Below are 446 nucleotides of genomic sequence, written 5' to 3' on the forward strand. Positions count from 1 at the left end.
CTTCAAGTCGGTGTTCCCGATCAAGGACTTCAACGAGCGCGCCATCCTGGAATACGTCTCGTACGAGTTCGAAGAGCCGAAGTACGACGTCGAGGAGTGCATTCAGCGCGACATGACCTATGCCGCGCCGCTGAAGGTCAAGCTGCGCCTGATCGTGTTCGAAACCGACGAGGAAACGGGAGCCCGTTCGGTCAAGGACATCAAGGAGCAGTACGTCTACATGGGCGACATCCCGCTCATGACGGACAAGGGCACCTTCATCGTCAACGGCACCGAGCGTGTGATCGTCTCGCAGATGCACCGTTCGCCGGGCGTCTTCTTCGACCACGACAAGGGCAAGACGCACTCGTCGGGCAAGCTGCTGTTCGCCGCCCGCGTGATCCCGTACCGCGGCTCGTGGCTCGACTTCGAGTTCGACGCCAAGGACGTGGTCTATGTGCGCATCG

1 pseudogene is annotated in these 446 nt (G+C 60.5%); it reads left to right on the forward strand.

The features are described 5' to 3' along the window. Window positions 1-446: pseudogene (locus JWG43_RS20880) on the forward strand (DNA-directed RNA polymerase subunit beta); the annotation flags it as partial.

This window comes from Desulfobulbus alkaliphilus (assembly GCF_016918545.1).
Lineage (GTDB): Bacteria > Desulfobacterota > Desulfobulbia > Desulfobulbales > Desulfobulbaceae > Desulfobulbus > Desulfobulbus alkaliphilus.